The sequence below is a fragment of the Paenibacillus hunanensis genome (genome assembly GCF_014645615.1).
In the GTDB taxonomy this organism is placed as follows: Bacteria; Bacillota; Bacilli; order Paenibacillales; family Paenibacillaceae; genus Saccharibacillus; species Saccharibacillus hunanensis.
This window is the reverse complement of record NZ_BMMB01000001.1, coordinates 147,929-173,835: the sequence shown is the minus strand read 5'-3', so window position 1 is coordinate 173,835 and position 25,907 is coordinate 147,929. Positions and strand designations below refer to the sequence as shown.

Sequence of the window (25,907 nt, the reverse complement as noted above, 5' to 3'; positions counted from 1 at the left end):
CAGATTTATATTTTACAATAAGCAGTTTGACTGCTCGGTCATCATATTCTTATTTAATTTACACTATCTATTTTGTTCAATATTGAACATTACTGTATCCAAAAATAATTATTTTCTCATTTTTCGTATTATTTTGAACATTTTTGTGTACATTTCGTGATCATTTGACTAAAATGAAAGTGAATTCAACCAGCTTTTAATGAAAAGAGGGATATTATGGAAGCGGTGCTTCGGAATCTGTTTCAGTCCCTGGCGAAGAATCCATCGGCGAATCGTATGGCGAAGAAGTATGGACTGCGGTTTGGAGCGAAGCGGTTTGTGGCAGGTGTGACGATCGATGAAGCGGTGCAAGCGGTGCGGCAGTTGAATCTGGATGGGCGGCTGGCGACTCTGGATCATCTGGGGGAATTCATCTCAACGCGGCAGGAAGCACAGGAGTCATTGGACATGTGTCTGGCTACACTGGATGCGATTCATGAGAGCGGTGTCAAATCGAATCTATCGCTCAAGCTGACCTCGCTTGGATTGGATATTGATCGTCAGCTTTGTCTGGACAATATGCGGCAGATTGTTGGACGAGCGCAGCAATATGGCAACTTTGTCCGCATCGACATGGAGGACTATTCGCATTGTCAGCCTGCTATCGATCTGTATCGTGAGCTGCGCCAGTCGTATGACAATGTGGGCATTGTGCTCCAGGCGTATCTATTCCGCACCGAACAGGATGTGGATGATCTGAATGAGCTGCATGCGAATCTACGTCTGGTCAAAGGGGCGTATAAGGAGCCTGCCACCGTTGCTTTTCCAGCGAAGGAGGATGTGGATGCGAACTACCGCAAGATCATCGTCCAGCATCTGACGCATGGTAACTATACGGCAATCGCTACCCATGACGAGCAGATTGTTCAGTTTGTGAAGAAGGAAGTCGCTGAGCGTGGCATTCCGCTGGAGCAATTTGAATTCCAGATGCTGTACGGCATCTGTGAGGATTTGCAAAAGCGGCTCGTCAAGGAAGGCTATAAGGTACGCGTGTATGTTCCTTACGGACGTGATTGGTTTGGCTATAATATGCGCCGACTGGCTGAGCGCCCTGCCAATGTCTGGTTTGTGATGAAAAATATATTTCGCTAATTGCATCTCACTGATCAGATCAAAAAGCCGCTCCACCCTATGTACGAGCGCATAAGCTCACGACATGGGGCAAAACGGCTGATGCTGGATCACAAGATCTCATCTTTCTAAAGCTTCTCATTTATGAATGCATTCTATGCTACGAATCCATTCCATGCTTACTCATCTTGTTGTACAGCGTACCACGCGAGATGCCCAGCATACGGGCGGCGATGCTTTTGTTACCGGACGCCTTGCGGATCGCTTCTTCAATCCGCTGCTTTTCTTCTTCATCGGTAATACGAGCCTTCAAGCCTTGATGCTGGATTACCGGTTCCTCATTATGGCTACGACGGATCGGCACATGCACCGGGGCAGAAGAAGGAAAATGCAGTAGCTTTTGAAAAGCATCTGGCAGCAGCTCTGGATTCAATTCATCGCCATCACTCAAAATGACGCAGCGCTCAATAACAGCGCGTAATTCCGCTACATTACCAGGCCAATCATACCGGGCAAAGGCGAGCATCACATCCGGTGTTGGCTTCGGTAACGGTCGATGGTATTGCATCGCAAATTCGCGTAAGTACATGTGTACTAGAATCGCAATATCCTCCCTGCGTTCGCGCAGCGGTGGTACAGCAATCGTGACGATTCCGAGCGCATAGTACAGCTCGGAGCTGAATTGTCCACTCGTGACCAGCTTCTCCAGATCGTGGCGGCTGGCGGCAATGATACGCGCATGAAGCGGCAATTCCTCCTGACCGCCATAGCGGCGGAACAGACGTGTTTTCAAGGCACGGTATAGCTTATTTTGCATTTCTGGTGTAAGGCGATCAATCTCATTGAGGAACAGCGTTCCTTCGCCTGCCTGCTCTAGCTTACCGGCTTCCTGAATATCCTGATTAGAATACGTACCGCCGATAAAGCCGAACAGCTCGCTATCCAGCAAGCCCGGTGGAATCGCACCACAGTTTACACTTAGAAATGGCGCATCAGCATGAGCACCTGCCAGATGAATCGCACGCGCCAGCTGTTCTTTGCCGGAGCCTGTCTCGCCATATAGCAGTACAGGCGTGTTCAGCTCAGCGACCTTTTTACCGATCCGAACGACCTTGCTAATGCTATGGCTCTGTCCATCCAGCAGTGTAAACGGATCATTGCTACGCGGCAGTGTCTCATGAATGCTCGCCTGTGCGGTCGACAGCTCCTGATTGAGCTTAACGAGATGCGTAATATCCTGCTCGGATGCGAGCCCGCCTACGATGGTACCGGAGGCATCCATGATCGGTGATGCATTGATCAGTACATGCGTACCTTCGGAGGACTGATGATACATGTTGCGTACTTTGCGACCTTTGTCCAGCACATGCAGCAGCATCAGTGATTCGGGATTAAATAGCTCGTCAATCGTGCGCCCGATGATGCGCTCATGCGGAATATGATACATTTGCGCGGCAGTATCATTCCAGCAAATGACCGTACCGTCTCCATCCACCGCAGTGACTGCATCGGTTACAGTATCCAGCAGCGCATTCAGATATTGCTCAGCACGCTGCTTCTGACGGAATAGCTGAGCTGCCAATCGATCCGCACATAACCAGCCCTGCGGCGTCCCATCTGCACTCGTTACGATTATCGGACGAGCTAACGAAGTCGGCAATTGCGCCAGTGTCATACATGTATAGCTAGCATCCTGCCAGTTCGCAGGCTGAAGCACCGCAGATGGCTCAAAGCAGCTCACACCAGCAGCCAGATCACCATGCCATTGACGCCAGAAGCGCAGATCTGTTCTTGTAAACACATAATGCTCCATCCCCTGCTGGAGCCATACTGCTGGTTCGGATTCCAGCAGATGCAGCAGGTCATCACGATCATGCTCGGGTTGTAGCTCTGTCCATTGCTTCTCTATTTGAATCTGTTCATTATTGAACATGATAACCTCTCACTTCATGTTATTTTGTATTCATTTTACATGAGCGCCTGTCTGGTTACAACCGCTTCAATGCTTGTCAGTATAGCAAAATTACCGTTTTCATGCTTTTCGTACATGTTTTGTTCACTTGCCCTTTGTTCACTTACCAACCGAATTGAACAGTGATGGTCGATAGGCTATCCGATGCTTGCCCATTTTGAAAGGAGAACTGACCATGAATAAAATGACAGATATCAAACCTTTTGCGAATGAGCCCTTTACTGATTTTAGCCAGCCTGCCCATCGTGATGCGATGAAGGCTTCACTTGAACGGATCAAGCAGCAGCTGGGACGGAAAATTCCGCTGCATATCGGATCGGATACAATCTTCACCGACGACGTGATCACTTCAATCAATCCAGGGCAAACGGATCAGACGATCGGACTGGTGAGCAAAGCGAATCAGCAGCTTGCCGAGCAAGCGATGCAGACCGCACTGGAAACATTTGAGCAATGGAAAAAGGTGCCTGCGTCCGAGCGTGCCGACTATCTGTTCAAAGCAGCCGCGCTTATGCGTCAGCGCAAGCATGATTTCTCCGCGATGATGATTATGGAATCCGGTAAAAACTATGCTGAAGCTGATGCAGATACAGCGGAAGCGATTGATTTTATGGAGTTCTATGCACGGGAAATGCTACGTCTGGACAGCATCAATGAAACGCAGCCGTTAACGCCAGTCGCTGGTGAGCAAAACCGTCTGACCTATATTCCGCTCGGTGTCGGCATCGTGATCCCGCCGTGGAACTTCCCACTCGCGATCTGCGTCGGCATGACGACGGCAGCAATCGTATCCGGCAATACCGTGCTGCTCAAGCCCGCCTCCACCACACCGGTAATTGCACATATGTTCGTCGAGCTGATGGAAGAGATCGGCTTGCCACCCGGTGTTATTAACTATGTACCGGGTAGTGGCGCTGAGGTTGGGGACTACTTGACCACCCATCCGAAGACACGCTTCGTTAGCTTCACTGGCTCCAAGGAGGTTGGTCTGCGCATTAGCAAGCTATCTGCTGATACCGCCGATGGTCAAATCTGGATCAAACGTCTTGTCGCTGAAATGGGCGGTAAAGACGGCATCGTCGTTGATGAAACGGCAGATCTGGATGCAGCAGCGCAAGCGATTGTCGCGTCTGCCTTTGGCTTTCAGGGACAAAAATGCTCCGCAGGCTCACGCGCAGTCATCGTGCAATCAGTATATGATGAAGTCGTACGCAAGGTTACCGAGCTGACAGGAAAGCTATCGATTGGATTACCTGAGGACAACTATCCAGTAGGGCCGGTAATCGATCAAGCATCCTGCGATAAAATTATGAGCTATATTGAGATCGGCAAATCCGAAGGTCGTCTGCTCACAGGTGGACAGCGTGCAGAAGGAAATGGCTACTATATCCAGCCAACCGTTATTGCGGATGTGAAGCGTGATGCACGTATTATGCAGGAGGAGATTTTCGGCCCTGTACTGGCACTATGCCCAGCAGCAGACTATCGCGAAGCCATCGATATTTACAATGATACTGAGTTTGGCTTGACGGGATCTTTCTTCTCCAAGGATGAAGCACGGATTGCCGAAGCACTGGATGTGATGCATTGCGGCAATCTGTATATTAATCGGAAATGTACAGGCGCGCTTGTCGGAGCGCATCCATTTGGCGGATTCAATATGTCGGGGACAGATTCCAAAGCAGGTGGGCATGATTACTTACTGCTGTTCACGCAGGCGAAGCTCACTTCGCGCAAGCTGGGGTAATGGACGGGGTGGCGTTAAGAATATGGATAATTATCTATAAAAGTAGTAGTACAACTCAGAATCGGCAACTAAATTTTGTCATTAAAAAGCCACCCATAAGTACGTTTACCTGACATAAAAATCAAAATAAAGCTGAATCCCAAATTTTACGTCAATTATATTGACACCAAACAATCAATCCGTTACTGTTAATGTAGATTTCGTGCACACAATGATGTGTGTAACGATACATGCGGCAATGACGCCCTTTTTCTATTGGTATGCTATGCGCACCTGCGTATCCTATCGATCTGGAAAAGGGGCTTTTTTCATTTTCTGATGTAGCGGATGCGATGATACAGGACAGATGATGATACAAAACAGATAGAGACATCGGTACACGAGCCGATTGGATAAAGGAGGTCAGCCTGATGACTGCCCGTTTGGTTGTGATTGGCAATGGTATGGCAGGTATGCGCTGTGTGGAGGAAATCATACGGATGGCACCGGATCGGTATGAGATTACTGTATTTGGAGCTGAACCGCGTCCGAATTATAACCGAATTTTGCTATCCGAGGTGCTGCATGGTGATCGGCAGTTTGATGATATTGTGCTGCATTCACTGGATTGGTACAAGCAGCACGGCATTACGCTATATATGGGGGAAACAGTTACACTGATCGACTCTGCTCGCCAGGTCGTTCGAACCGCTTCTGATAGGGAAGTCGGTTATGATGTGCTGATCATCGCTACAGGCTCGGTGCCTTATATTCCGCCTATTCCTGGTTCAGATAAAAAAGGGGTAATCGCCTTCCGTACCTTTGACGATTGTGAGCAAATGACCGCCTATGCACAGCGTTATCGTAAAGCGGTCGTGCTGGGCGGTGGTCTGCTGGGGCTGGAAGCCGCACGTGGACTTGTACAGCTCGGTATGGAAACCCATGTTGTGCACAATGCGCCTTACGTAATGAATCGACAGCTCGATGAACTATCGGCTACCTTATTGCGTCGTGAGCTGGAGGAACAGGGGATGCAGTTTGCCCTGAACCGACAGACGGTTCGTGTGACGGGTACACATCGTGCACATGGACTGCGCTTTGAGGATGGGGAACGCTTAGCTGCCGATCTAGTCGTGATGGCGGTCGGCATTCGCCCTAATATTCGACTTGCTCAGCACAGCGGGCTAGCGACTCATCGCGCTATTATCGTGGATGATTGGATGCGTACGAGTGTACCGAATGTGTACGCGATCGGTGAATGCGCTGAGCATCGCGGCATTAGCTATGGATTGGTCGCTCCGCTCTATGAGCAAGCCAAAATCGTCGCCGCTCATCTATGTGAGCAGCCGACGGCTCCATATGCTGGCTCTCTCCCCTACTCGCAGCTCAAAATCTCAGGTGTACAGGTATTCTCCATCGGCGATATCCAGTCGCCGCATAGTGAAACCCTTGTGCAGCAATACGATGGTGTAGCTCGTACCTATCGCAAAATCACTGCTACACACGGACGCATGAGCGGAGCTGTTTTATACGGAAATACCGCTGAAGGTGCTGTGCTGGTCGATATGATCAAGCAGGGGGTATCGACCGAGGAATGGCTGAAGCGTGAGCAAGCGGCTATTTCTGCACAGGGACAGGCTCATGATCCTGCGGAAGCAGCGGCAATCGCACTGGCTCCACAATCCATCGTATGCGCCTGCAATGCGGTGAGTAAGCAGCATATTCTGGATGCGATACGCCAGCATGACCTACAAACGGCCGATGAGGTCAAAGAACACACTCGTGCGTCTGGCTCCTGTGGCGGCTGTCGTCCTACTGTGGAAGCACTCACTCGCTGTAGTGCAGCTTGTGAACAGGCGGCTAGTAGTGGATTATCGATCGAGACAGAAGCACAGCCTGCGGTGATCGCTACCGTGTGCGATTGCCTTCCTTACACGCATGCAGAGCTACGCGAACAGGTGCTGACCTTAACGTCTACATCGCAATGGCAGAGCCTGTTCATCACTGCAAGGCAGTCGTCTCTTTCTAGCAACAGGGTCAGCTCTGATCGCAATAATCGTGATCAAGCTACCGATTCCAGTCTAGCCACAGGCACCGAGCATGCCTTTATCGCCAATAGCCATCTAGCGGATAAAAGTAGCACTGCGCCATTTCCCACTCGCTTGCCGTTATCTGTAATACAGACGCTACTCTCAGCACTTCCCGCCGCTACAGAGCATACAGGCTGTGAGCTGTGCTTGAATGCTGTTCGCTACTATGCGGATGTAGCAGCGATGCAGCATATGGCTACGCCGTCTTATCGATCAGCTGCTACATCCATCATCGATAACGATAGGCCCAATCCATCGCATTCCTATGTCACCATTCCGATCGCCCGGGCAACAACAGACTGGTTAGCGTCCATGTATACCGATTGGGAGCAGCATATTCTCCCTCACCCCCTTCATATCGTAACCGAAGCAACAGGAGTCACCTCGGAAGCGATGGTGCGCATGGCGGATCTCGGTGTTCTGCCTTCACCAGATGGCTGGGAGCTATATGCAGGTGGTTATGTACAGCCACTCCATACCGGACAGCTTATCGGTGAAATGGAGCACTGGTCAGATGTGCTGGTGCTACTGGATGCCTGTCTTCATTATTATGTTCACACCGCTTATCATGGCGAAGCAATGTATGAATGGCTGGAACGCTTTGGTGTGCTGCATGTGCGTGAGCATGTACTGCGTAGCCTGTATGAGCCGACTGCCAAAATGTCCGCGATGAAAGGAGCCCGATCCGATGCAGACACAATGTCCATTTTGCAGCGTACAATGTAAAATTACACTTCATCCGCCCCACTCTTCTCCATCTCCTATTTCTGTGATCCAGACAGGAGCGCTTGCTACAGCACTCTCGATGGAGGACTGGCAAGCTGAGGGACATCCCAACGCTGCTTCTCAGGGACGATTATGTATCAAGGGTATGAATGCCCACCAGCATGCACTAAATGGGGATCGATTACTTTATCCGCTCATCCGCCGCGACGGCAAGCTTGTACGAGCTAGCTGGGACGAAGCGCTTGATCTGATCGCGGCACGTTTTCGTGAAGCGATGCAGCAGCATGGACCAGATACGATCGGTGTCTATGGCGGTGGCTCGCTGACCAATGAAACGGCTTATTTACTTGGCAAATTCGCTCGTATCGGTCTGGGCACGCGCTATATCGACTATAACGGACGCTTTTGCATGTCAGCAGCCGCCTCTGCTGGCACCAAAGTATTCGGTGTTGATCGCGGACTCACCTTCCGTTTGCAGGATATTCCGCTCGCTCAGTGCATCATTCTCGCAGGCACGAATATTGCGGAATGTCAGCCTACGCTGTTGCCTTATTTTCACGAGGCACGTGCCAATGGTGCCCGCATCATTGTGCTTGATCCGCGTCAGACCGGAACAGCAGCCATTGCCGATCTGCATCTCCAGCTCAAGCCGGGTACAGATGCACTGCTCGCCCTCACGCTATTGAAGCTAATCATCGATAATGGCTGGACAGACCAGGCCTTCATCGCTCAGCATACGAATGGCTACCATGAGCTTGCAGCGTTACTGGATGGAATCGAGCTGGAGCAAACGGCGCAACAATGCGGCATTCCAGCAGCACAGATCGTACAGGCAGCCGAATGGTACGGCACCGCTGAAACAGGAATGATCCTGACCGCACGCGGCATTGAGCAGCAGACAGACGGTCATCTGGCTGTACGCTACCTGCTCAACCTCGTACTCGCAACTGGCAAAATTGGTCGTCCTGGCTGCGGCTATGGCGCCGTAACCGGTCAGGCGAACGGGCAAGGTGGACGCGAGCATGGGCAAAAGGCAGACCAGCTCCCCGGCTATCGCTCGATTGAAAATGAATCCGATCGCGCCCATGTCGCCTCCGTCTGGGGCGTCGAGCCATCCGAAATTCCGGGCAAAGGCGTATCTGCCTATGAAATGCTAGAGCTTGCTGATCAGGGCCTACTCCGTATGTTATTCGTGATGGGCTCGAATCCGGTCGTATCCAATCCGAATATTCCGTTAGTACGCCGGGCTTTGGAAGGGCTCGATCTGCTCGTCGTTGCCGATCTATTTCTGTCGGAAACAGCGCGCATGGCGGATATTGTCCTACCTGTCGCCTCCTTCCTCGAAAATACAGGCACGCTCACGAATCTGGAAGGTCGGGTGCTACTACGAGAAGCTGTTATGGAGCCACCCGGTGAAGCACGGCAGGATTGGTCGATTCTACATGCCATTGCCGAGCGACTGGGAACGGGGCATTATTTTCATTTCAATTCAGCCGAAGCGATCTTCAACGAGCTGCGGCTGGCAAGCCGCGGCGGTCTTGCCGATTATTCCGGTATCACCTATGATCGTCTGCGTCAGGAAGAAGGCATTTACTGGCCCTGCCCGGATGAGAGCCATGCTGGCACACCAACCATGTTCCAGCAGCGATTCGCCCATGAGGATGGAAAAGCGATCTTCACTGCACTTCCACATCAATATGTACGTGAGCAGCCATCCACTACGCGCCCACTCCTGCTGACCAATGGACGTGTGTTATCCCATTATCTGACTGGCGTACAGACACGTCGCAGCCCGACACTTGCCGCTCGTGAGCTACAAAACTTTGTAGAGATTCATCCAGCTACCGCCAAACGATATCGACTCAAGGAAGGACAATGGGCAGAGCTCCAGTCTGCGCAGGGACAATTTATCGTGCGCTGCCGACTGAGCGAGCAGATTCGCATGGATACACTATTCGTTTCGATGCACTGGGGCGGCAAGCAAAATGTAAATGAAGCTACTCCACCCGAGCTAGACCCCTTTTGCAAAATGCCGGGCTTCAAGTTCACACCCGTAACGATTAGGTCGTGGCAGCCAGAGCGTTCGCTATTAAAATAGGTAACAATGCATGGACTGATATCTCTACCGAGTCCGCTTAATCGGCTCCGAATACAAACTATATGACCAATCAAATAGGAATAATTGAAAAAAGCAGACTCGTCCACAATGGCGGGTTCTGCTTTTTGTAATGCTATTGCTCGGTACAATGGTTAAATAAACTATAGTGGTTTTGCCGCTGCACATCCTAGCCTTGCATCAAGCATCATTTGTCGTTTTATAATCATCATTCATCGTCTTATAATCGAATATGACTAGCTCATAATCAGCGTATAGCCCGATCTGAATAGCTCCTACATTAAATATCGATCGGTAAGCGTAGACTCCGTTTCGTTTATACATTGAAAACAAAACAGCATTACGATCTAGTATAGCATCGTAATTTCCCAGCATTTCATGTATGCTAAACTTATATGCCAAAGTTATAGCGCTTTAACATTCAAAATACCATGTGTATATGAAAAGCCTATCCAGACTACAATCTATACAAAAGGTGATCCCACACCACATGGTTATCCTTTAGGAGGAAGCAAAATGGTGAATATTCGCAGAGTACATATCGACGAGCTGCCGATGGCGGCAGAGCTGGCTAATCAGGTTTTTTGCGAAACCGGTGAGCCGTATATGGGTACCGCCTTTCCGACATTATTTCGCCCCGGCATCACTCATTCGTACGGGGCATTCGATGATACAGGGAGATTAGTTTCGTTTATGGGATTGGTGCCAGTTTCCATCGCGTCCGGCTTAGAGAAGATCAGCGCCTTTTCGATTGGTGCGGTATGCACCCATCCCCATTATCGAGGACAGCGACTGGCTGGGCAGCTACTGGAACGATGTCGGCAGCATGCGATTGATGCCGGAGCTTCGGTCATCTTCATCTCTGGCGATCGCTCGCTATACACACGGGTGGGCAGTCAATTTTTCGGACGGATTCATCAATTTGAGCTGACGAGAGAGCATGCCCATATTGAGCCATCCGGTCTGTGGGAATTACGAGAGCTGGAACCACGCGATCTATTTGCGGTATACACGCACCTTCAACATCCAACTGCGCATGTGGAAATGAGCATTGGTGAAATGCAGCAAATGCTAGGCGCCGAAGCGATGGCACATGTGAATCAGCAGCAGCAAAAGGTACTGGTCGCCGCAACCTCCAATGGGATCGCTAGTGTAGCCATTGTATCTGTGCCCCATTCTTCACAGGATGACCAGCATCCATCCCAGCAAGACTCTACATCGCGCACGGGCTCGATCATTGAATGCGCAGGTCGACCTGATGCGGTAGGTGAGCTATGGCTGGAAGCGATTCGCCGTTTTGAGCTATCCTCTCTGACGGTTACAATTCCGTGGCAGGATGAGTCGATGCTGTCAGTAGCCCAAGCCACAGGCGCTTCCTCCAAGACCATCCATAATGGCGGCACCGTGATGATTGTCAACGGCGGTGCGCTCGTCGCTCAGACCGGATTACTCGGTGATACGAATGATTGGGCTCCTGTCCATATGACGATCGATCATGAGGACGATAGCTATACGGTTCATACGCCGACGGATGAATATAAGCTTACGAACGATGCCGAGTTGTGTTCTCTGCTATTTGATCCTGAATCGGATCTGCCTGCTGCTCAAGATGCAGCATTTACAGCCGTGCCATTACCTTATATGTATGGATTGTATTTTATTTAAATAGATTCTATGCTATGCCGTTCATACGGCATGATCCATATGGAATGCAAAACAGAACGTCCTCACCAGGAAACGTTCTGTTTTTGTATCTATGGCGTGCATATCTACTGCTCGACGATCTGCCAGTTAAACCTATAGAGACTGAACAGTTACAGATTGCATCTATATAGGCTAACTATCTGCGGATCGAATGTATATGACTCAAATAGAATGTATATCCTGACATAACAACGCTATAATAACAGTGAGAGAGTCACTCCGTTTCTGGTTAAATCAATAATAGTGTAATGAAGCAACTGATCAAGCTGCGAAAAGAAGGAAGGAACGTTCATGACGAAGGACCGAAGCATTTTGACGGACTATGTGCGAGAGCACTGGTACTATTATCTGCTGGCTGTCGCTCTGATCATCGCCTCCAATATCGCACAGGCTGCTTTGCCACGAGTGCTCGGGCAGTTCACCGATGCTTTACTCGCTGGCGGCATTCGCTACGATATGATCGTGCGATACAGTCTGATTTTGGCGGCAATTGGCATTGCCTACAATGTATTGTTCGGCGCTGGACAGTTCTCCGTGATGCGGCTCGGACGCAAATTCGAGTTCGCCATGCGACAAAGTCTGTTCCGCAAATTCTCCACACTCAGTGAGCATTATTTTTCAAGACAGGGAACAGGCAAGCTGCTCAGTTCCATGACGAATGATGTGACCTCCGTACGTGAATCCATTTCCAATGGTGTCACCATGACGACAAATGCGATCTTTTTATTTCTATCCTGCGTTGTCATGATGCTGCTCAGCCACATTCCACTGCATCTGATCGTGATCTGTATTGTTCCGATGATCGCCATCCCTTTTCTCGTCGTCTACTTTGGCCCGCGTATTCGCAAGCGTTCGATGAATGTACAGGAGTCCCTTGCGGTAATGACGGATTCAGCAGAGGAACAATTGCGTGGTATTCGCGTGACCAAGACCTTTGCGATTGAGCCAACAGCACGAGAGCGCTTTGGTAGTACAGTCGATCAGATCAAGGATAATCAGCTGCATCTAGTACGTATGTCGTCGCTATTTCAGGCAGCCGTTCCATTTCTCGGTGCGCTATCGCTTGTCATTTCGCTGCTGTATGGCGGTTATCTCGCGATACAGGGGAACATTACGATCGGTAATTTTATCGCGTTAACCCTTTACCTGCGCATCATGTCGGGACCCTTACAGCAGATTGGTAACGTGATCAATATGATGCAGCGCTCCGGTGCCTCACTGGATCGGGTCAATCGCCTGCTGGGCGAACAGCCAGATATTCAGGATAACGAGAACGCTCAACCACTGGCAGCATCACCGGATCTGGAGCTCAAGCAGCTTTCCTTTACGTATCCAGGCAGTGAGCGCCCTGCGCTCCAGGACATTAACCTGCATATTACTAGCGGACAAACGCTGGGCATCGTCGGTAAAACTGGCAGTGGTAAAACAACGCTCGTCAAGCTATTACTGCGCATCTATGATCCACCCGCCGGAACGGTGCTTCTCGGCGGCACCGATGTACGCGATATCTCTATTCATAGTCTACGCTCACGTATTGCCTATGTGCCACAGGATGGCTTTCTATTCAGCACAACGATTCGCGACAATATCGCCTTTAGCGATCGCAGCATTCCCCTGGAAAAGGTTGAAAATCATGCACGTCAGGCGATGATCTATGAACCTATCGTGCGCTTTCCAGACCAGTTCGATACTCGGCTCGGCGAGCGTGGGGTTACCCTTTCCGGTGGACAGCGGCAACGTACGAGTCTCGCACGCGGGCTTGCCAAAACAGGGCCGATTCTCATTCTGGACGACAGCATGAGTGCAGTCGATGCAGTCACCGAGACGGGCATTCTCGCCAATCTGGTACAGGAGCGTAAGCAGCGCACGACGCTGATCATCTCCCACCGGATTAGCGCGGTGAAGCAAGCGGATCGCATTATCGTGCTGGATGAAGGACGAATTGTGGAGCAGGGCACGCACCAGCAATTGTTGGAACAACGGGGCATCTATGCATCCATGTACCAGCTACAGGAAGAAGGTCTGTACTATGAATGAGTCCCGCACACATGAACCCAACGCAGCAACATCTACAACGACCAAACCGGCTTCGCCTTCGCGCTATGAGGCCTTGCGAGCAATTCTACAATATGCACGTCCGCACAGGCTTGCGTTTATCGGTTTATTTTTTACAACGATGCTGGCGATTGCCGCCGATCTCCTACAACCGTATCTGGTCAGTATCGTTATTGATGATCATATCGCAGTCGGTAATAGCGGACTGCCGTTTCTAATCGGTATGGCACTTATCTATCTGGGACTGGCTGTGATCAGTCTGATCTTCACCTATGTACAGAGCAATCTGCTGCAATATACCGGACAGCATATCGTAGCAAGTATTCGTAAGGATCTATTTGCGCACATTTCTAAAATGTCGATGAGCTTTTTCGATCGTTCCAGCAGTGGCGGTCTGGTTACGAATGTATCGAGCGATACAGAGACGATCAGCCAGTTTTTCACGCAGGTACTGCTCAGCCTGATTCGTGACGGTATGATGCTCGTGTTTATTATTTATTTTATGTTTCGGCTGGATGTTACGCTTGCCTGGTATTCGATGCTGACGCTACCGATTATTGCGACACTGGCAATTCTATTTCGCAAACGGCTGCGTCAAGTATATCAGCAGGCACGTAGTCGGCTGTCCCGACTGGTCGCTTTTACCGCGGAAAATCTGTCCGGTATGGGATTGATCCAGATTTTCCATCAGGAAAAGGAGCAGACTCGCCGCTTCACCGAATTCAACAGCGACTACTGGGAAGCGAATGTGCAGCAGCTCAAATCCAATGTGCTCTTCAACCGTACCTTCGATGTACTCGGTAACATCGCGCTTGTGCTGATGGTCTGGCTCGGCGGAGTCGCTGTATTTAATCGGCAAATGGAGGTCGGGGTGCTGTACGCGTTCATCAGCTATATCCGCCAGTTTTTCCAGCCGATCAACCAGATTACGATGCAGTGGAATACATTTCAATCCACCATCGTATCGATGGATCGCATCTGGCGTATTTTGCGTCTAAAGCCTGAAATCGCTGATCCAGCACCGGATGAAGCGAAACCACTTGAACCAGAGCTGGTAAGAGGCAAGGTCGATTTTAACCGGATTACCTTCGGCTATGAGCAAGGACAGCCCGTATTAACCGAGCTCGATCTGCATATTCGTCCAGGTGAAATGATCGGAGTGGTCGGCACAACAGGTGCAGGTAAAAGTACATTGATCTCACTGCTCAATCGCTTTTATGATGTATGGGAAGGATCGGTTAAGATCGATGATATCGATCTGCGCCAGATTCCGCAGCAGCAGCTACACCGCATCGTTGGCTTGATCCAGCAGGAGCCCTTCCTGTTCTCTGGCTCCATTATCGATAATGTGCGGATGTTCCAGAGCGATATTAGTCGTGAGCAGGTGATCGAGGCATGCCGCTTTGTCGGTGCGCATGAGATGATCGAACGATTGCCGCAGCAGTATGATACGGTGCTGTCTGAGCGCGGAAGTGGCTTGTCGGCAGGAGAACGGCAATTGATCTCCTTCGCCCGGATTGTTGTATTCAAGCCTAAGGTGCTTATTTTGGATGAAGCGACCGCTAATCTGGATTCGCATACCGAGCAGCTTGTACAGCAAGCGCTACAAACCGTCTCGCGCGGACGCACCACTATCGTTATTGCTCACCGTCTGTCAACGATCATGCATGCCGACCGCATTCTGGTGATGGAGCATGGTCGCATTGCCGAACAGGGTACACATGCGAAGCTGCTTGCACAGGGTGGTATTTATGCGGAGCTCTATCATCATGCACGTCATAGTGCGGGTACAGCTGCCGAGGCATGAGTCTGCTGTTGCCGGATTGCATGGAGTAACTGCTAGTGTGCTAGCGATCCATCTGTTTTGTACTTGTTTGCTCCGTACTTTCCTATTTTGTACTTTTCTACTTTGTATTTGTCTGCTTCATGCTGTACTGCTTCGTACCTGTCCTTTGTAAAACTGAAGATCGAGCAATAATTAGCAGTTATTGAGATTACGTGTAGGATAGGATTAATGATATGCAGCATTAGCCTATACAGCATTAATATCTACAATAATGAAGCCTACGTATAAAAAAAGCCTGCGTTTTCCAAATCGTTCCTGTGTATGAGTGATACATACCGGAATGTGGAAAAAGTAGGCTTTTGTCATTATTTATGACCAAGACCGCTGACTGTTTTATTCACGCCCGTAACAACTGTTTCTACGATATTCGTATTCGTTGGTGTCGTTGTTGTACTGGTCGTTTTAGTTGCGGTTGGTGCTGTGGTAGACGTGCTGGATGTTGTGGAGGTAGATGTTGTCTGGCTGGTTGTTGTACTTGTTGGCGTACTGCTAGTTGCTGTTGGTGGAGTCGTTGTACTTACAGGTGACGATGTGCCTGTGCTCGCTGTTGTTGTCGTTGGCGCAGGGCTGGTTGGGCTAGTTGTAGATGTGCTACCTGTGGTTGTGGTACTACCTGTAGAGGATGTACTCGCTGAAGTTGTTGGCACACCAGCTGAGCTCGTATTCGTTACTGGAGTTGCCGTTGTGCTGGTCGTAGACACAGGACTATTCGTTGTTGATGTGGATGTGCTGCCTCCCGACGTTGTCATTGGGCTTGAATTGACCGTTGGTACCGTAGTAGTGGTTGGCGCTGCTGTCGCTACTGTACCCGAAGTCGTCGTTGTAGTAGGAACAGGCGTGGTGACAGGAGCCGTCGTTCCTGTCGTTGTTGATGAGCTCGTCGATCCCGTTGGTGTCACCGTTACTGAGCTATTGACCGTTGGAGATCCAGCTACTTCAGTCACTGGTGCTGTAGTCGGCGCTACGGTGCTTGTTGTTGGTACGGATACGGTGGTATCCCCTGCTGGTGTACTCACTGTTGTCGAAGCTGTCGATACTGGCGCTGGTATTGGCGAGCTAGTTGATGCTGGTGGAGTCGTTGTTCCTATTGCTGGACTAGCTGTTCCTGAGGAAGAATTCGTTGTCTCAGGTGCCGTTGGTGATGTCGTATTACCCGCAGTCGGTGCGGCTCCATTCGCATCGCTCGTTGCTGCTGGAGTTGTTGGGCTAGATGAAGTAGCCGATGGTGTTGGTGTTGGTGCATTATCACCAGATTCATTCGTAGCTGGCGCCACAGCAGGAGCGGCTACAGAATCACTACTATTCGCTGCTGTAGACGAGCTTGTCGTCGGTGTATTTGTTGGTGTACTCGCTACAGCTGGTGATGGAGAGGCAGCTGTAGCGCTACCTGTTCCAGTAGTCGGCTGCGCTGTCGGTTGTGCGGTTCCTGTCGTCGATGTAGCTACCGAACCACCATTTGCCGGGATTTTCACTACGCCTACCTGTGCTCCATTGGCAGTCTGATTCATCGTAACTTTATAAATGACAGCATTCGCAGGAGTTGCAGCATTAGAAGCTTGAGCAGTTTGAGTTGCATTAGCTGGCTGACCGATGCCCATTTGCTCTGCCATTTTTTTGCCATACGTCATCTCAACATATTTATCATAGGACTGCTTGCTCATTTCTAGCTTCAGCTGATGAAGCTTTGAGGATACGGTCATCTGTTGCTCGCTACGATCTACCTTAAAGCCCTTTTGCATCAAGCCGCGTACCGTCTCATCAAAGTTCTCCTTTGTCAGCGCAATGCCCTGCTGCTGTCCAATTTGGAAAAAGCCTTGCCCGGTTAGTGTCTTCTGCATTTGCTCATGCACTAGATCGGTTCTCTTTTGCTGACTTTCATAAATCTTGTCCAGATCCTTTTTCCGTTGCTCTTTATCGAGCATATCCTGCTTATACTTTTTATTATCCTCCATCTTCTTCTCAGCTGGACTCTGATTAGTAGCTGAACTGGCATCTTTAGATGATACAGAGACGGAATCTGATTTATCCTGCCACCGACTTGTTCCTGTTGGATAAGCTGTGTACATATTGGAAGGGGTTGCAGACGAAGTTGTTGTGATATTCATCGCGGCTCGCTCCTCACGTGGTGAATGATCAGGCTATATGACTGGACGACAGAGAGGTCAACAGAACGAGGTATTTATTACTCGACAATTATACATACATTTAAGGGATAATATACCATATTTATTGGTTATAATTTACTATTTATCCAGTTATCAAACAAGGGACCATTATACTGTTAGAGGTAATTTTATCCAATTAATAATTATATGTATTTTTCCGTTGTTAGGTGAATGTATTTGTCGAAATTTGTGCTCGGTTTTATTGCGTTATGCTTGAACATGCAAAAAAAGCCTGCCTCCAATGAGTGGAAGCAGACTTTCTTTTATCCTTATAAAGCGATCTGTTATATCATCATCTAAGCTAAAATTAAATATCATTTCTTCCATTCACTATCCACTCGGAACGTATAATGATCCATGAATAGTAGAATGTATATGCTATTTGATCAAACCTGGAATGAGGCTGATCCCGCCAGTGCCGCTGTTACCGCCACTTGTGCTACCACCTGTATCTGACCCACTGGATGAACTGCCGCCCGTTCCGGTAGGACTGCCACTTGATCCTGTCGTGGTGCCTGTTCCTGTTGTGCTACCATTTTCTGTCCCATTCGCAGGTGTAGTGCTTGTACCGTTGTTGCCTGTCGAGCCTGTTGTCGTTCGCCCACCTGTGCTGCTTCCCGTGCCACTGGTAGTTGTGCTACCCGTGCTGCCACTAGCTGCTCCACCTGTAGAGGTACTACCAGTGTTATCATTATCCGTTCCGCTACCTGGTGTAGGATTGCTATTACCTGTAGCCGGCGTAGATGAAGATGGATCGGTGTTGCTTGATGATGACGCAGCTGGTGTCGTGCCTGGGGATGAAGACGTCCCTGTGTTCGCTTCGCCCGATGTAGAGTTCCCTGCTCCAGATGTCGGCTGTGGAGTTGGCGCTGTTCCAGCAGGTTGCTGGGCTGAAGACGACGTCGTACCTGTATTCCCTTGAACTGGATCAACTGCTGGTGAATCACTCGCTGGATCGATCCGTTCCCCGTTAGTAGTCGACCAGCGAGCCTGCTGAGACTGTACATAACGCATATACGAGTCCTTACTCACCTCAAGCTTGAGCTGATGCACTTTGGAGGAGATCGTCATCCGTTCCTCGTCTGCACTCACCTGAAAACCACGGTTAACCAGACCCTTGATCGTATCCTCGTAGTTATCCTTATTGATCGCCAGCTGAGAGCCTGCACCGATCTGGTTATAGATACTTTCGATCAACAGGTCATGCGCCGCCTTGCTGCTATCATGTTGCTGCTGCTGTTGCTTCTCAAACAGCGTGTTCATATCCTTTTGCCGAACTTCCTTTTCCTTGTCTTCCTTTTTGTACTCCTCTTTCTTTTGTAACTTTTGCTCCTCAGCAAGCTGTTGGCTTTGCTTCTGGTCTTTTACCTTCTGATCTTTGAGCTTTTGCTCCTTGGCTTTGTCCGCTTGCACCTGCGGATCATCACGATCTTGTTCGGTTTTGGAACGATCCGAATTGGTAGAATCAGTGCCGTTGTTGCCAGCATAACCTTGCAAGTTGTTAATGGACGTATAACCAGGGCTTGAACTAATATTCATCGCTAATCTTCCTTTCTGACGAAATGAACAGGGCCCTGCTTGGAATTGTGCTCAATATTTCCATGATGGTATGCAAGTACATGGCAGCAAACGACAGTATACACCCTATTATTATAGTAAAAATTTACTATCTTAAACAGACTCAAACAAGGGTATTTAGACCTAGTTAAATACGCAACTTAATTAATTTATCGTTCCCTTCTATCTAGATGTCAAAAAGCCAGAAACCCTGTTCATAACGGGGCTTCTGGCTTTTTATATGATAGGATACAACCTTAGATTTATTCCATAATACATCGCTGTGCAAGCTTGATCGGTGAACACACATTGACTCTATGCTATAATGCCGTGCTGTAATCGACAGATGCAGTCCGCCTATTAACGAGCTGACGAGCGTGCGGTCTGCTGATGCAACCAGTAGCGTACACGCTGTAGCACATCCTGCATATGCAGTGGCTTGCTCATATAGTCGGTTGCCCCTGCCTGAATACTCTTCTCACGGTCTTCCTTCATCGCTTTAGCAGTGAGCACGATAATCGGCACATCGCTATAGCCATACAGGTTACGCACCGTTTTCATCGTTTCGTAGCCGTCCAGCTCCGGCATCATAATATCCATAAGAATCAGATCGATATTCTGATCCATATGCAGAATCTCCAGCGCATCGCGTCCATTTTGTGAGATGACGATGTTCATATTGTAACGCTCCAGCATACTGGTGAGCGCATAGACATTACGAATATCATCATCTACGATCAGAATCTTGCGACCACTTAAAATATCAGTTCCGCCTGATTGTCCAGACTGCGACTGATCTGCCGCAGATTCCTGACCGAGCGCGGCAAAGGGCGAACGCTCTCTTGACGACTGTACGAACATGTCTCCCTCGGAGGAAGCATTGTATTCATAGCCATCAGCTGAGGATGCGGAACCTTCCTCCATGAATACGGTACGATTCATATGCAGCGGCTCATTCATCTCAAAGATAGCATGCTCCGAATGCGGATCGGTAACCATACACGGAATATAGAAGGTGAAAATACTCCCCTCACCATACTTACTTTCCAGATGAATCGTGCCCCCTAGCAGATTAGCCAGCTGGGAGGAGATTGATAGTCCAAGCCCTGTACCGCCATATTTACGTGCGGTTGCTCCATCTGCCTGACGGAATGCCTCGAAGATCACATCACGGTTCTCTGCTGAGATCCCGATGCCTGTATCACTGACGCTAAAGGCAAGCATCGGCTGCGAGCTTTCGTAGCTGCTTGTCTGTACGCGATTGACCTTTTGTACCTGTAGTGTGACGCCGCCAGTCTGAGTGAATTTGAACGCATTGGACAGCAGATTACGTAGCACCTGCTGAATACGCATCTCATCCGAGTACACCAGCTCTGGCACATTCTCCTCCACTTCAACCTTGAAGAACAGCTCTCGCTGCACGGCGGTTTCGCGGAAGCTACGCTCCATCTGCTCCAGCATCGCTTCGATACTGATCGGATTAATCTCAATCTGCATTTTGCCTGCTTCCACCTTGGACAGATCAAGAATATCGTTAATCAGATTCAATAGATCCTTACCGGAGGAATGAATAATTGATGCGTATTCCTGCTCCTTCGCCGTCAGATTGCCATTCCCGTTCTCCGACAAAATCTGTGACAGGATGAGCATACTGTTGAGCGGCGTACGCAGCTCATGCGACATATTAGCCAGAAACTCCGATTTATAACGTGAGCTCACCTGTAGCTGCTGTGCATATTTGTCCAGCTCGACGGCTGTACTTTCGGCTGCCATCTTGCCATGCTCCAGACGCTCGTTCAGCATTTGCAACTCTTCGGTTTGCATTTGCAGCTCTTCCGTCTGCGCTTGCAGCTCCTCCGACTGTACCTGTAATTCCTCAGATTGTACCTGTAGCTCATGATTCAGCGATTGTGATTCATGATAGAGCTGCTCAACCTCCATACGTGTCATCACAGAATGAAGGGTTACTGCAAAAATATCAATCAACTGCTGTAGCAGATGCTTCTGCTTGTCCATCATCGGCTCCAGTAAAGCAAATTCCACGGCGGCAATTACACGACCTTCAAAAATGATCGGTGCGGCAATCATTGCCTGTAATCCAGTATGCCCCAGACCTGAGCTAATCGTACGCACATACTCATCCGACAATGGATGCAGCTCCAGCATACGACGCTCGATAATCGACTGTCCGGTCAAGCCTTCCCCCTGCTGTAAGCGGGAAGCGCCCAGCTCCGCATCAGACTCCGAAGAGGCAAAGGAAGCGGCTTTGATCCAATAGCCCTCTGCTGTTTTGCGGTATACAATGCCATAGGGCGTACCAAACCATTTGTTTCCTTTGGTCAGTAGCACCGCTGACAGGCTGTCCACGTCTGTCGCTTCCTGAAAACGTGTCGCCGCCTGAGCGATCTGATCCTTGACCCAGTTCTCATACTGCACATGATCCAGTAACTGATTCGCAGCATCGCCTAGCTCGCCCACCTCGTCACGAGAGGTTACATCGATTCGTGTTCTCAGGTTACCGCCCGTTGCGATACCGAGTAAGGTATCACTAACATCACGAATTGTACCTACAATCTGGCGTGCAATAAGTAATGCAGTCGCAATCGAGATGATCGCAAGCAGAATCCAAACACCGATCATCATCGTCAGCATGCGTTCATTGCTTTGTGCGGCTGCCTCGATACGAGCACTCGTTAGCGCCTTTTCGCTATTGCGGAACGAATCGAGTTCCTGACGTAGCTGATCAATCTGCTGCTTGCCTGGATCGCTGGCAAAAAAGGTTTTCAGACCAGCCGTATCGCCGCGCTGCTTCATCGTAATGGCAGGTGTTCCGGCATCCTTGATCCAGGTTTCGATCCCGGTACGGATCGTTTGTAAATTATTTTGCTGTAGCTGATTGCCTGCGACAAGCGCATACAGCTCGTTATAATCGCTCTCCCAACGAGAAACGGATTCATTATAGGGCTCCAGATAGCTCTCTTCACCGGTGAGGACGAAACCACGTTGCCCGGTTTCCATATCCAGCACATGCTTTTCCAGCATGTTGGTCAAGTTGTGAACTTCCAGATCATGATCATTGATGTATCGGCTTTCCTGTTCCAGCTGGTTCATACGCCCTGACATCATCGTCAGTACAATACCCAGACAGACAATGATCACGATATACCCGGCTACAATTTTAGTGCGTATTCCAAATTTTGCACCTTTCAGCACCAAAAGCCCTCCAGTATATAGTTAAATGCCAAGATTTTAATTCATAGATTCTATGCAATTTCATTTGGCTACCCAACTATTTTACTTTAAATTATCCGGTTTGCAAACGCAGAAAGGGCGAAACCACGCACAATTGTGTTACACCATGCCTGACCGCAATTCGAGCCGTGCACGGTACTCCTGCGGCGTAATTCCTTCCAGTTCGCGAAACACACGAGAGAAGTGTCGACTGCTCTCAAATCCAACCTGCTCCCCAATCTCACCGAGACGATGATGAGGCTCTGCCAGTAGCTCCTTAGCGCGCTCAATCCGTAGCTTTTTCAAATAAACGACAAAGCTTTCTCCTGTATATGCCTTAAAAGCCTCGCTAAAATACGAGTAATTCAGCGACACATGATTGCTTACTGTTGCCATATTAAGTGGACGCGCATAATGACTATGCAAATACGCTACCGCTTCCTTTAAACGATGATGCTCACTGTGCACGAGCCGAAGCTGTCCGATATATTCGTCCAGACTGAGCAGCAGACGCTCCAGATCGCGGCAATAATCATGAAAATACCGATAATGCTCCAGACTGCACACCCGACGATACAGACGCAGCACCTCGATCGATGCCTCGCCAAAATGGCGAAACACCTCATCCAGCACATTCTCATTAATTAGCCGTACGGTGCGCTGTACCTCATTCAAACTGCGCATCCCTGTACCCGATAATCGGAATAGATGATGCACCATTCCACTAATTTCACTGCTTCGTCCTGTACCGAGCAGATTACCCAGCCTGCGCACATCCTCTTCCAGCTGTGCCTGCGGAATCTCAGCTTCTTGCAGCGTAGGCTCATTCAGTAGATATATGCCCGGGCAAAAGAACCCGTATACTAATGCCCGACAGGCTTGCGCATAAGCCGTTTGTAGCTCACTGCGCTCCTGCTTGCTGCTGCTAATACCTGCCCATAGCCCGGATACCTCACGACGTGCAGCTGCTCTTGCGAGTGCTTGTAGCAGACCGAGCTGCTCCTGACGGATCATCCAGACGCGGCGCCCTTCTCGGTCGAGCAATTGCATTTCGTATGTCGCCTGTGTATGATCGGCCAGCTGACTGAGCAGCAGATCCAGCTCCTGCACCGCTACCGGATGCCCATCTGCGGTCACGCAATTCCATACACAGACGATATACGGCTCGGGTAGCTGTAGCCACGTACATGCGTCGAGCTCACGCTTCGCTTCATCCGCAGGCGCTTCAAGCCAGCGTGATAGCTGCTCCTCCTGCCATTGACGCCGATACTGATCCGCATCCTCCAGACGGCGAGATAAGGATTCCTTACGTACAAGCTCATTTTCCAGACTTTCAAGCGCGGCAAATAGATCATCACGCCGAATCGGCTTGAGTAGATATTCGCGTACCTGATAACGAATAGCGGCCTTCGCATATTCAAAATCGTCATGACCGCTAAGCACGATCACTTCCGGCTGCTGCACAAGCTCACTACTGGCGCGCAATTGCTCCAGCATCGCGATGCCATCCAGCACTGGCATACGAATATCGGTAATGATAATATCGGCTGGTTGCTCACGAAGTGTAAATAGTCCTTCCTGACCATGTCTTGCACAGCGGATCGTATATCGCCCCGGAAATTGTCGCTCAATCATCACCTGAAGTCCATGCCGGATATTCTTTTCATCATCAATAATCAGTAGTTGTCTCATGCCGGATGTCTCCTCCTGCCAGAATGATTTTAGGCAGATGCAAGGATACGTCTGTCCCTTCCCCTGCACTGCTCTGTACATATAATCCATACTCATTACCGAAAAACAGTCGAATCCGCCGCTGTACGTTCAGCAGTCCATAGCCATTCTGCTGCGACGCATGTACTGGATCAGCCGAAGTGCTGCTTCGCTGCTCGGTGACTGGCAATCTATTCGTTGACGTAGAAGATGAAGCTGAACGTTCAGTTGGCTCAGTATCGGATACCTGCTGTAGTCGTTCATTCAGCTCCTCCATAACTGTCAACGGCATGCCATAACCGTTATCCTGAACGATGATGCACACCGTTCGCTCGTCCTCATCCTCTACACGGATACTTAGCAGACGCTCGCCCTGCTCTTCTTTCCAGCCATGCTTGAACGCATTTTCTACGATTGGCTGGAGCGACATTTTGAGTAGCTCCAGTTCATTGTAGGCGGCTGGGATATCAACCTGTAGCTGCACAGGCTCATCAAAGCGAATATTCATCACCTCAATATAATTGCGAATATGTCGCAGCTCCTGACTGAGTGTGACGTATTCGCCGCCCCATTTGAAGTTGTAGCGCATCATACCACCGAGCGAGGTGAGTGCATCGGAAATTTGACGCTGATCCTCGATCTCGGCGAGCATTTTAATATTTTCCAGTGTGTTATACAGGAAATGGGCATCGATCTGACTATACAGCGTGCGTAGCTCCGCTTCCTTCATTAATGCTTGCTTGCGTACCGCCTGTGCGATCAGTTCATTGATCGTGCCGCTCATCCGGTTAAAATGATAGGCTAGCTCGCCGATTTCACCGCCCTCCACCTGTACCATCGGCGGCAGCTCTCCCTTGCGCATCTGCTTCATTGCCTGTGTAAGCTTACGCAGGTTTTTGAGAATAATGGAGTTGGCGAGATACGTAATCAGCGAGACGAGCACGATAAAGGCTACCGTGGCGATAATGATCAGATTGCGCGCGCGTCCGGTATCCTGAAGCATTTTCTCCAGCGAGACGACCTGTACAAGCTGTGCGCCCAGACGCTCAAGTGGGATGCTCGTTAGCAGATAGGCTTGTCCGTCTGCACGATATTGCGCAGAACCGCCATCGGACTGTGCGGCTGGATCACGTAGCAACTCTTCGGCTAGCCGGGTATATCGATCCTCCGTTAGCGGAGGCGCTACATGTCCTCCCCCTCCATCGAGCAGTAACAGACGCGAGTTATCCTCCTGACTTTTGCCAAAGGTTTGCGGTGCTAGATCAGCTAGCCGCATATCCACCTGAATCACACCTGCATGATGCCCCTTCGGCAGCTCCAGCTCGCGTAGCAGTGATAGCTTGGGCGGATCAGGCTCCAACGGGCGACTACTATCATTACGATCCAGCGCTAGATCGCTACGCTGCATATACCATGCCTCCCGATCACCTAATCCATGCACCTGAGCATACCAGGGTGCATCCGTAATTCGGCTTTCCTGCAAAATAATCGGCCAGATTTCGTACGTTTTCGGGCTATTGCTGTACAAGCGCAGATGCAGAATCGACGGATTATTAATCTGGATTTGGGCTAGACGAGCATAGGAGTTTTCGTTAAATTCAATCAACTCCGCGGTAGGCTTATCCTGATTTTCGGTCAAATACTGAATGACCGCCTTATCGGATACCGCGAGCTGTGCAGCCCGCTCCATCGTCTCCAGCTGGGTTAAAATCGTCTGCTTTTCATTTTGCAGCGTGTCTATACTTTTCAGCCGTGTATCCTGAATATAGGTTGTATTAATCTGCTGGTACGAATAATACGAGACGGCTACGGTCGGCAGTAAAATAACAATAATATAAGCGGCAATCAGTCGACCTTGCAGTGGTACACTGTTTAATCGTCGGAACATGCCGCGTATCC

13 protein-coding genes are annotated in these 25,907 nt (G+C 49.7%); 7 read left to right on the top strand and 6 right to left on the bottom strand.

The features are described from left to right. Positions 1-216: 216 nt before the first annotated feature. Complete coding sequence (locus IEX62_RS00670; protein ID WP_188773487.1) at positions 217-1,131, top strand: proline dehydrogenase family protein; 915 nt, start codon at positions 217-219, stop codon at positions 1,129-1,131. A gap of 139 nt (positions 1,132-1,270) precedes the next feature. Here the strand turns inward: IEX62_RS00670 and IEX62_RS00665 are convergent, their stop codons facing one another. Next, a complete protein-coding gene (locus IEX62_RS00665; RefSeq protein WP_188773486.1) occupies positions 1,271-3,043 on the bottom strand; it encodes a sigma-54 interaction domain-containing protein in 1,773 nt (590 codons plus the stop codon). 214 nt (positions 3,044-3,257) lie between these two features. On the opposite strand from IEX62_RS00665, the gene pruA reads away from it, so the two are divergent. The 6 genes from pruA to IEX62_RS00635 all read left to right on the top strand — a co-directional run bounded on the left by pruA (position 3,258) and on the right by IEX62_RS00635 (position 15,306). Continuing rightward, on the top strand, positions 3,258-4,829 hold the full coding sequence (gene pruA / locus IEX62_RS00660) for an L-glutamate gamma-semialdehyde dehydrogenase (RefSeq protein WP_188773485.1): 1,572 nt from the start codon (positions 3,258-3,260) through the stop codon (positions 4,827-4,829). Between the two features lie 410 nt (positions 4,830-5,239). Continuing rightward, complete coding sequence (locus IEX62_RS00655; RefSeq protein WP_188773484.1) at positions 5,240-7,624, top strand: FAD-dependent oxidoreductase; 2,385 nt, start codon at positions 5,240-5,242, stop codon at positions 7,622-7,624. Next, the gene (locus tag IEX62_RS00650) at positions 7,587-9,722 is read left to right on the top strand and encodes a molybdopterin oxidoreductase family protein (RefSeq protein WP_188773483.1); all 2,136 of its coding nucleotides are present in this window, start codon (positions 7,587-7,589) and stop codon (positions 9,720-9,722) included. Before IEX62_RS00655 ends, IEX62_RS00650 begins: the two co-directional genes overlap by 38 nt. Positions 9,723-10,256: 534 nt before the next feature. Then, on the top strand, positions 10,257-11,405 hold the full coding sequence (locus IEX62_RS00645) for a GNAT family N-acetyltransferase (protein ID WP_188773482.1): 1,149 nt from the start codon (positions 10,257-10,259) through the stop codon (positions 11,403-11,405). A gap of 330 nt (positions 11,406-11,735) precedes the next feature. Beyond that, positions 11,736-13,481, top strand: a complete 1,746-nt coding sequence (locus IEX62_RS00640) for an ABC transporter ATP-binding protein (protein ID WP_188773481.1) — start codon at positions 11,736-11,738, stop codon at positions 13,479-13,481. Beyond that, complete coding sequence (locus IEX62_RS00635; protein WP_188773480.1) at positions 13,474-15,306, top strand: ABC transporter ATP-binding protein; 1,833 nt, start codon at positions 13,474-13,476, stop codon at positions 15,304-15,306. The genes IEX62_RS00640 and IEX62_RS00635 overlap by 8 nt, the downstream gene beginning before the upstream one ends. A 344-nt stretch (positions 15,307-15,650) precedes the next feature. On the opposite strand, the gene IEX62_RS00630 is transcribed toward IEX62_RS00635, so the two are convergent. From IEX62_RS00630 to IEX62_RS00610, 5 genes are all read right to left on the bottom strand, one after another. Next, the gene (locus IEX62_RS00630; RefSeq protein ID WP_188773479.1) at positions 15,651-17,450 is read right to left on the bottom strand and encodes a hypothetical protein; all 1,800 of its coding nucleotides are present in this window, start codon (positions 17,448-17,450) and stop codon (positions 15,651-15,653) included. Positions 17,451-17,888: 438 nt separating this feature from the next. After that, positions 17,889-19,049 carry a hypothetical protein gene (locus IEX62_RS00625; RefSeq protein WP_188773478.1) on the bottom strand — a complete coding sequence of 387 codons (1,161 nt, stop codon included), beginning with the start codon at positions 19,047-19,049 and terminating at the stop codon, positions 17,889-17,891. Positions 19,050-19,427: 378 nt separating this feature from the next. Next, positions 19,428-22,280: a CHASE3 domain-containing protein gene (locus IEX62_RS00620; protein WP_188773477.1), complete on the bottom strand. Its 2,853-nt coding sequence runs from the start codon at positions 22,278-22,280 to the stop codon at positions 19,428-19,430. A 138-nt stretch (positions 22,281-22,418) separates the two neighbouring features. Then, positions 22,419-23,990, bottom strand: a complete 1,572-nt coding sequence (locus IEX62_RS00615; RefSeq protein WP_188773476.1) for a response regulator — start codon at positions 23,988-23,990, stop codon at positions 22,419-22,421. Then, positions 23,968-25,896, bottom strand: a complete 1,929-nt coding sequence (locus IEX62_RS00610) for a sensor histidine kinase (RefSeq protein WP_188773475.1) — start codon at positions 25,894-25,896, stop codon at positions 23,968-23,970. The genes IEX62_RS00615 and IEX62_RS00610 overlap by 23 nt, the downstream gene beginning before the upstream one ends. Positions 25,897-25,907 lie beyond the last annotated feature (11 nt).